Genomic DNA, 289 nt, shown 5'->3' with positions numbered 1-289 from the left:
TTTTTACTCTTTACTCTTTAACTTTAGCTCAATTTTTCTTCAGTTCTTAGATTCTTCAGTTCTTAGATTCTTCAGTTCTTAGATTCTTCAGTTCTTAGATTCTTCAGTTCTTAGATTCTTCAGTTCTTCAGTTCTTCAGTTCTTCAGTTCTAAAGTTCTAAAATTCTTCAGTTCTAAAGTTTTGGGTGGAGAATAACGGATTCGAACCGTTGACCCCCTGCGTGCAAGGCAGGTGCTCTAGCCAGCTGAGCTAATCCCCCAAAATTCTTTTAAGGTCTTGCTCTTTTCT

At 37.0% G+C, this 289-nt stretch carries 1 tRNA gene; it reads right to left on the bottom strand.

Annotation, left to right across the window (positions count from 1 at the left end):
* Positions 1-186: 186 nt before the first annotated feature.
* Positions 187-260, bottom strand: a tRNA-Ala gene (locus EOJ36_RS11865).
* Positions 261-289 lie beyond the last annotated feature (29 nt).

It is taken from the genome of Sandaracinomonas limnophila (assembly GCF_004005965.1).
Lineage (GTDB): Bacteria > Bacteroidota > Bacteroidia > Cytophagales > Spirosomataceae > Sandaracinomonas > Sandaracinomonas limnophila.
Note: the sequence above shows the minus strand (reverse complement) of the source record. Positions and strands in the feature narration are given on the sequence as shown.